This window comes from Oleiphilus sp. HI0123 (assembly GCF_001635315.1).
Map to the genome: position 1 here is coordinate 1 of NZ_LWGE01000089.1, position 8,900 is coordinate 8,900.

Consider the following 8,900-nt stretch of genomic DNA (forward strand, 5'->3'; position numbering starts at 1 on the left):
GAGGTGCTTATTAATTGGTAATTTGTATTTAGCTTCCTTCTTTTCGATTTTATTGCTATTAGTTGTAGTGCTATCTTTGGATTCAATTTTTTCATTCCTAAGCTTATCTGGCTGCATAACTTTTGGCTCTTTGGTTTCATCGCCTAGTTTGAAACCTAGCTTAAATTTAGGCCCTTTTTTTTCTTTCCTAGGTTTAAGCTCTTGGTCTAGCTTAAATCCTAGATTAAATTTAACTGGCTTCTTTCTAGTCAGCGTTGGTTTTTGGGTTACATGCGATTGTCTTTTTTTAGTTGAATTCCTATCGGCTTCATTACTAGCAATTCTTCGAGCAACGTCTATGCCACATCGCCTAGCTTGCCCATTAAGATACTCCAACTCATCAGGTCGAACATTCAAATAAAGTAGCTTTTCTTTTATTGATTCTTCTTGAATTTTCTCATAACGGTCGAGATAGACTTTTTCTGTGCTTGGTTCTAGTGAATCAGGAATAGGGATTGCGTCTTTTCCACTCAAAAATCCAATCGTTGCAGCAAGTTCAAAAAAACGGTGTTGGATCCACTGAAGCTTAGATACTTTATACAGGTTTAGCGCTTCATTTAAATAAGCATAGATACTAGTGGGTAGATTTTTGCTATTTGAAGAGCCTTTGGATAGGGCGTTCACGTCCCTTAGCGCATTAGTCAAACATCTCTCAGTATCGTTTGGGATTCTGTACTCATATTCTTGTTCAGCTAATTTCTCGATGAAAATCTCGTGTGTGTATTTCCATTCTTTTTTGTCAACTTTTTCAAAGTACCTTTGTGAACCTTTTATACGTTGATCAATCCTATCTCTAATCTCCATTAAATCTGATAATGTATAGGCTCGCGAACGGTCATCTATCCAATATTTTTCTCCGGTTTTCTTCATATTATGAATAGCCCATGTCATAGCCTCTTGTTCCTTCTTCAGTTTCGAGGCATAAGGGCCCAAATAGTTTCTGCTGCTCAATGATTTCTCCTTTTAATTAATCTTTAGGTTCACACGAAGGTATTGGGATTTTTTAGTGGTACAACATGTAAGTTATTTCTGAATAAGGAACGATGTGACCGTTCAACTTTGTTCAGAGTAGTTACAACGCGTTGGTATTTCATCATGAGAAAACGAAAAACTTCACATTCTAACTAAGCATCTATTTCGGTAAGCATGTTTAGCAAAGCCAGTTCTGCTCCATACTCTTCTCTTAGCTCTTCTGCAATCTCGTTGAGCTCGTCTTGAGTAATCTGCTTATCTTTGAGGGCATGATTTAGTTTTGTAAGTGTATCCGCTTGACGGCCTTCCAGTTCTACAAAATGGTCAATAATACTTTTGGAGCTTATATCCACCCCTTTAGGCTCTAAAGGAAATACGCGAAAATCCAAGGAACGGCATAACGCTTCAACTAAGGTGTTAGATTTGTCGGCCTCAATAGTTCGAAGAAAAAGCTTGAGTGAAATTGCTGGTATACCTTGCTTAGAGGTGTCACCAAATCGATTCATGTCTGCACGACGAAGACCAGTAACCTCAAGAAAGTCTTCAAATTGAATTGGGTCCTTCTTTAAGTTCTCAGACCATTGGCTTATATTCATCGCCAGTTGCTGAAATCTTGCATCGTTATCAATTTCTTCATCTGAATTCTGGTGCTCAATCATCATAGCTTCTAGGTGAGCAAGCATTGCAATGGCTGCGCAGAAGTCCTCATAAACTTCACGCTTTAGCGCATTCTTTGTGGGTAAGGAAACCGCACCTTTGTCACTACTCTTTTCTTCAATTGACCGACGAATTAAGTCTTGTGTTTCAGATAATTCCTGCCGCATATTGGTGAAGACTGGTATGAGTGCTTCTTCAGATACATTCAATTTGTTGACTCGAGGCGTCAAAAGAATGCTCTTATGTCTGCAGAGAGTCATCAAAGCTTTCACATCGTTTGAAATATTGATGATATGCCAGCCCTCTGAAAGACTGAGATCATGAGTTTCAGAGGTAGGCGTCAACTTATTAGACAAAGTGCCAGCGCTTATTTCTGAGCTTAGAATCCCATGCATCAGGAATCGCAGTGCAGCACCTTTTTTACGCTTTTTATTGTTTTCGTCGATTATCTCAAGTTCGTTAACAGCATTCTGAATATCGTAGCGAAAATCCCTATACCAATCTTCAAATTGCTCCCACCCAAAACTCATTCGTTGTTTCCTACTTTAAAATCAAGAAAAATACCGTTAGAAAAATTAAAGTATAAAAAACAGTTTATTCAAGGGCTTATCTAAGAACCCAGACTTATTGTGAAAAAGCTTTTTTGTTCACGATGAAATAAAAAATATATTGAACTAAATTCTTAATCGCTATCTAGCAAAGAAAACGATTAAACGATGAGTCATGAAGAGTGCCTTGCTAAAAGCAATGCTCAGACTAGACTTTTGGTAACGGCATAAATCAAGAATTAAACTAAGGTAAACAATTGAAGATACAACACCTCATAGAAAGATACGACCTCAAGCCTCAGCATACTTACCTTCTCGAACTGGTGCCACTTATCGAAGTGATGTGGGCTGACGGAAGAAATCAGAGTAAAGAAGTATCTATTATTCATGAGATAACAGAAAAGCACGTCGCTCAATTAAATAGTCTTGTCGAGGGTGTTACCGTTGTCTCCAAAGAAGATACGAGAGAGTTTTTGAACCGTTTTCTACACGTACGACCTTCTGAGGGCTTACTTAGTGAAATAAGAGAGCTCACTATAGATTGGCTTAAAGAGACTGGTAAGGCACAAGATAAAGGCGATTCCATATTGAGCTATTGCATTGATATTGCCGCAGCGTGTGCTTCAACAGATAAGTTTGACGATAGAGTGGTCGAACAAGAAAAGCTACTTCTCAAAGAACTGACGAAAGCACTGAATATATTGAACTAGCTTTGCCGCGTCTTTGATTATTGACTCGATGCACAAATATATATTCACCAAGAAGACACATCATTCTAGAAAATGAGGACACAAGATTTGTGTGTTGAAGCATTTGTTCAACTTATTTTCGTGAGTGAAGTTCATAGCGTTTTAATCCGGTTGAGAGAATGAGCCTAGTATCTGCATTTAGTTATTACACCAAACACCCGAAGGTGACGGCCTTCTTTGGTACTCTAGCGACCTTGACAAGCGTTGTTCAAGACTTCTTCATTCAATATGCCGAGTTTGGGCACTATATCGCGATAGCAGCTATCATTTCTTTGTTGCTCATAGAAGGGTTTCATCTTGTTGATAAAGATGCTTGGCTCAAGAGGAAGTTTGGTGATGACTGGCCGGGCCTTGGGATTGCAGCCACAACAATTCTTGCCATTCTAATGTTTGGGTCATATTACTGGTCTCAGAATAACAAACCAGAGGGTGGCGTGCTTGCTGCAAATATTGAAAGTGTAAAAGATTTTCAACGCGTTTTTGATGCAGTAATGAATGAACTCGATGATATAAATAGGGGTGTCAGAGTCATTGACGAGCGTACTCAAAGAATTGAGCAAAGCAGTAAAAGAATAGAAATAGATGTCACTAAAACACACAATACTGCGTTGGATATAAAAGAAGCGCTTAATTCTGACCCGGAAACTATCGTCAAACAGTATGGCTTAACGTTAAATGAGTCCGGATATTTTAGTTTAATTTCAAGATATAGTGATCCTGAAGTTCTAGATACGCTGCTGCCCATATACAAAAACTACGGCTTTGACCTTAACCTCAGCGCCAATTACTTTCCGCTAAGCACCCGACTGTGGACCAAACTATCTACCCCCTCAATGCAGCCATTTTTCTTTTCTGACTGGACCTTAATAGAAGCGCTAGTTTTTCTTGGCGACGTACAATTACCAGGTATCGCCCCAGCACTAAGCTGGGAAGCTGAACATGGACGAAATCTCGATGGCCCATCGAAGAAAACGATTGCTCCATCCAGCATTATAAGCAAGAGTGGTGTTCATTCTTGTGGGCAATATTTGGTAGCAAAGGATAGTTGTTATAGAGCGCATAACGCTCGTTTCCGGTTGGGGACCGAAGTGACTGAGATTGATATGACTTTAGCTCACATGGCCGTACTAAGTGGAAATCTAGCCAGTGTGGAATGGCTTCAAAAGCAAGGTGTAGATTTTAGTATTCGCGACCAAAGCTATTATTATTCGCCTCTCTCTTTAGCCATCGAACTAGATAGTAAAGTCATCGTAAATTGGCTGTTGGGTTCGGCAAATGGCATTCCTAATGACGCTTCGTTTGAGTATGAAGTGGCGGTATTTAAAGCCTTCGATTCGTTCGATTCTGCTATTAATAATATCAAGTACCTGCCTTATCCTGGCGATATGAGCTATGCAGGTGTTTATGAAAAATGGCTAGCTCGATTTGATACTCAGTTACAGCACTCCCATAGCCTGCTTATGAAGCTCGACCCAGGAGAGCATAAAAATCAGATAAAGGAACGCGTGAATATTCAAATTGTTCCGTTGTTAAAGCACTGCGAAAAAATTTTAGCGAAATCTAAAGAGGCCGCTTCTCAACACAATGAAAGAATCAATCAAGCACAACGTTATAAAGACTATGGCATTGGTTCAGTAGAGCAAATTGATAGGCAAATTGATCATCAGAGAGAAATGATCGATAAGTACGAAGCTTTTGTTAAGGAACATCGAGCGTCACTGGATATTGACGAAAAAAGTTATGAAGATTTACAACAAGAAATGGATTCTAAACAGATGCTTTTTGATCAAGTGCAGGAGCATAGATATAGCTTGAATCAATTTAGACAAGAAGAGGAATGGATGAACGCGTTAAAAAAAGAAGGAAGCATTAGGAAATCAATGATTGCGCTAAAGTCTAAAGTTTCAAAAGCAAAATTTGAAGTCACCTCTTCCAAGTCAAGTATTCGAAGTGTTACCGAAAAAATAGATAAAGCTCACAAAAAAATAGAAGAGCTTCAGAGCATCCGCGATGTGATGAGCAAAGAAGAGGCTGGCCCAAATAACGTTTTGACTCCTTTAGGTCTAAACCTAGAGAGTGCTTGTGCTCGTGCTGAGAGGTTTATCGATACCTTGTGAATTTATTAACCAGACCATTTTTGTTGTGAAGACTTTATGAGTAGAAAAGAAGATTTATCATCACTCGTTTCTGAGAATGGACAGAACATTAAACAGGGTGAAGATGTCACTAGAAAAATCGAAAATCTTGAGCATGCAAACGAAACTAACAGTTCGATATCTGATATATCAAAGTTAATTCCTGTTGTTTCTGCCGAAATAAATAAGGAACTCAAGTCTCTTTCCGAGCAGGAAAGAATGAGAGTTTTTAAACAACTCGTTCATGAGCTTAAGTTTATAGATGTTTGTGGCCTGGAAGATCCGGGTCTTGGTTTTTTGCTGGCCATGCTTCAAGTACCCATCATCCAGAGAGGCGTTAGTCTCTACTATGGTCGACCCTCCTTTCTCTTGCATGAGGGTTCCGCTATCGCAGCGCAGAGAAAACTGTTGCTTGAGAGTGTCACGCTTAAACCACCTGGAGGGCAAGACCATCTAGACTGGTTTGGTTATCAGGCGAAGAATCATACGCTCGTTGAAGCATGGAAGAAAATGCTCAAGCCTGCAGAAAAAAGCATTATGGAGGGTGATCTTTCGGGTTTATTGAATGGTTACTTTACGGTATTCGGTGAACAATCTGACTTTTGTATAGATTGGGTGACACAGAACCACAAAGCATGTGATTACTTGGTTTATAGAGATAGGGCGAAACGTCTCAATAGCCATTTAAAGTCATTCATTTCTGGACAAGACAAAGCATTGGAGAGCTTATGTGATGGATATGCTCAAGCAAGGCTAAATGTAAACAAAGGGCCAAGAGCAATATTTACATTAATGGGGGAGCCGGGAACTGGAAAAACGCTTCTTGCTGAAACTTTTGCTGAGCAATTGGAAAACGTTGAAGGTGAGCCCTTCAATTTCTTGCGCTTTGATATGCAACAATATACCGATGAAAAGGCTGTTGCATCGCTGTTGGGTGTGGGGCAATTTTACGCTGACCCATCTATGGGCGAACTCACTACTCAAGTTTATTGCTACCCCAAAACAGTCATTCTTTTTGATGAAATTGAAAAGGCACATCCGCAAATCATTCAATCTTTGTTGGCAATCTTAGACAGAGGTCTCTGCCAGGATAGCACTTCTTTTAAGTGGGTAGATTTCTCTCAAACATTTATTCTGTTTACAACGAATTTGGGGAGTGAAGAGCTTTCACAAAGACGTGAAAGTGGTCAGGTTTTCGGAACACTGGATACGACCAGCCTTGGGGGGCTTCTAAGACAAGATAAAAATAATAGCGATAAAGGTCTATCTCCTGAGTTCGTGAATCGACTGAGTAAAGGGCACTTACTCGTCTTTGAATCACTTTGTCCGGAACATTTGCTAGACATATATAAGTCTTCTTGGAAAAGATGTTCAAGTGAGATATCAACTCTGGCGGTTGACACGCCTGATTGCTCAACTGAATTGGCGACCATTAACCTACTAAAGCGTTTGCCTGACCTATCTGCTCGAACTGCTAATAGCGCCGCAGAGTCTGATATTGTAGATTGCTTGGAACCGATTCTAGAATGTTATGAAAACTCTTCTTTACCGGGAGAAGAGTTTTATATCTCAGTGAAGGTAAGTGGATTAGAAGATGTTCTTAATAGCTTAATGGCCGATCGAGGACTAGATAACCCAGAAACCGTACTCATTGTCGATGATGACGATAGAACCGAAGCACAAATTATTCAGGGTTGTGCTAAAGCTGGTTTGCCAATCCGCCATAAACGAATTGCTCATGAGATGAGCTCTCAAATAGTGAGTAAAGAACTTCGTCCAGACCTAATTCTTATAGATCTCTTTATAGAAGATGATGTGGCGCAGCTAAAGAGTACGACAGCGCTAAGCCTGATTATGGAGCTGCGCAATAGATTTCTAGATGTTCCTATCGTCGCCTTCTGTCGCGATCCTGGACGTGCCAAAGTGACAGAAAAGGCTATCAAAGCTGCAAAGTCTATCGATGGAATAACTGCGGTTCTGACCTATCAAAGCAAAAGACCTGAAGACTTTATTAATGAAGTGACTTTGATGCTCAAGAAAAGAAGACTTGCGCGACTTGTTCAGGCTGTTGTCAGAGAGCGTAAACGCTTGCAGTTTGATTGGCGAGCTAAGGCCAAGACAGACCACATCACATTAGAAACCATACTCACACGCTTAGAACCGATTATAACGCCTGGTGATGAGGGCCAAATGTCTGGGCTTGGCGAAATTCCCGATCTTAAATTCAGTGATATTGTTGGTAATGAAAGAGGTGTCAGACAGATTTCAAGAGCGATAGGTTGGTTACAGCATCCTGGTAGAATCGGCCGCTTTGGGTTTAGACCTCCCGGAGGATACTTGCTTGCTGGTCCTCCAGGAACGGGAAAAACTTTCTTGGCCCGGGCTGCTGCCGGGGAGTGTGGCTTACCCTTTTTCAGTATAAATTCGGCGGAATTATTATCCCCCGGGGCGGGTGTTGCAGAAAGTAAACTAAGAGATTTGTTCGCCAATGCCAGAAGGTTAGCGCCTTCAATCATATTTATCGATGAGATAGATGCAATTGGACAGCAAAGAAGAAGTGGTGATTACCACGGTATTGTTAATACGTTGTTGGGAGAAATGGATGGCTTCAGTGGCCATTCTCGACCTGTTCTTGTGTTGGCTGCAACTAACTTTCCCAATAGTTTAGATTCTGCCTTAACCAGGCCGGGCCGTTTTGACGAGACCATTGATTGTGACTTGCCCAACAGGAAAGCACGTGAGCAACTCATTCAAAAAGGTATTGAGCGACTGGAAGTTTTTTTGCCTGACGAAGCTGAAGAAAAGCTTGTGCTAAGAACGCAAGGAGAGTCTGCAGCATCGATAGAATCCGCTATTCGACATGCTGTGTATATAGCCGATGGTGAAGATCGTGATCCGACATCAGAGGATATACTGGAAGCTTTTGAGCAACGTGTTTACGGCACGCCCCGAGAAGATCTAACGTTAGCCAAAGAAGAAAAATGGTCAACTGCCTGCCATGAGGCAGGGCATGCTCTGGCGATGCATTATTTACTGCCAGGCGTGTCAATTGATTACATTTCAATCCAACCAAGAACAGGCAGCTTAGGTTTTGTTGCATGGAGAGATGAGTCAAATAATGCATCGGGGCAATTAGGTATGACTCGCACAGACATCTCTCGCCAGATCGCAGTTTGCTTAGCAGGCAGAGAGGCTGAAAGGTTAATGCTTGGTGAAGCCGGAATGTCTAATGGCGCTGGAAGCGACTTAATGAAAGCGAATAACTTGGCACGAAAAGCTGTCATGCAGCTGGGGTTGGATTCAGAAATAGGTGCGCTTCAGGTGCATCCAGAGCAACTGAATTCTGACCCATCATTAGCGAAGTGCTGTAACGATAGAATCAAGTTTTGGCTGAATCAGAGCGAACAAGAAGTTAGACAGCTATTAGAGGAAAATAAAGCACGATTAAAAGCACTGAGCGAAAAACTGTACGAGGCAGAGTCGATGGAAATAGAAGAGTTCATCGCAATAATGAGTGCTAATAGTAAGCTGGAAAACGATACATGTGCTAAATCGTGATGATTTCGCCTGACGCATATAGAATTGAGAAGCAAACTATGGCCAGCATTCTAAGAGAAAAGACACTTACATGTATGTTTCGTCGAAACGATAAATGTAAGGCTTATGGTCCATTAGTTTACTTCTCAAAAAAGATTCATTACAGAGCTACTCAGCAATGAAACTTATGCTTTAAATAATGACGGTGCGGTCGATATTTCAATGTTTAATTTTCCAGTATTTCACAGAGGTCAACTTCAAAC

At 40.8% G+C, this 8,900-nt stretch carries 5 protein-coding genes; 3 read left to right on the plus strand and 2 right to left on the minus strand.

Features of this window, described 5'->3' with window-relative positions:
- Positions 1-930, minus strand: a 930-nt coding sequence (locus A3761_RS00930) for a hypothetical protein (protein ID WP_197472694.1), incomplete at its 3' end; no start/stop codon positions are given.
- A gap of 233 nt (positions 931-1,163) precedes the next feature.
- Entirely contained in the window at positions 1,164-2,198 is a 1,035-nt protein-coding gene (locus A3761_RS00935; RefSeq protein ID WP_068739917.1) for a phage regulatory CII family protein, read from the minus strand.
- A 275-nt stretch (positions 2,199-2,473) separates the two neighbouring features.
- On the opposite strand from A3761_RS00935, the gene A3761_RS00940 reads away from it, so the two are divergent.
- The 3 genes from A3761_RS00940 to A3761_RS00950 all read left to right on the plus strand — a co-directional run bounded on the left by A3761_RS00940 (position 2,474) and on the right by A3761_RS00950 (position 8,658).
- Positions 2,474-2,926 (plus strand): hypothetical protein, encoded by a 453-nt coding sequence (locus tag A3761_RS00940; RefSeq protein WP_068739919.1) that lies wholly within the window; start codon positions 2,474-2,476, stop codon positions 2,924-2,926.
- 158 nt (positions 2,927-3,084) lie between these two features.
- On the plus strand, positions 3,085-5,082 hold the full coding sequence (locus A3761_RS00945; RefSeq protein WP_068739921.1) for a hypothetical protein: 1,998 nt from the start codon (positions 3,085-3,087) through the stop codon (positions 5,080-5,082).
- A 36-nt stretch (positions 5,083-5,118) separates the two neighbouring features.
- On the plus strand, positions 5,119-8,658 hold the full coding sequence (locus tag A3761_RS00950; protein ID WP_068749639.1) for an AAA family ATPase: 3,540 nt from the start codon (positions 5,119-5,121) through the stop codon (positions 8,656-8,658).
- Positions 8,659-8,900: the final 242 nt, after the last annotated feature.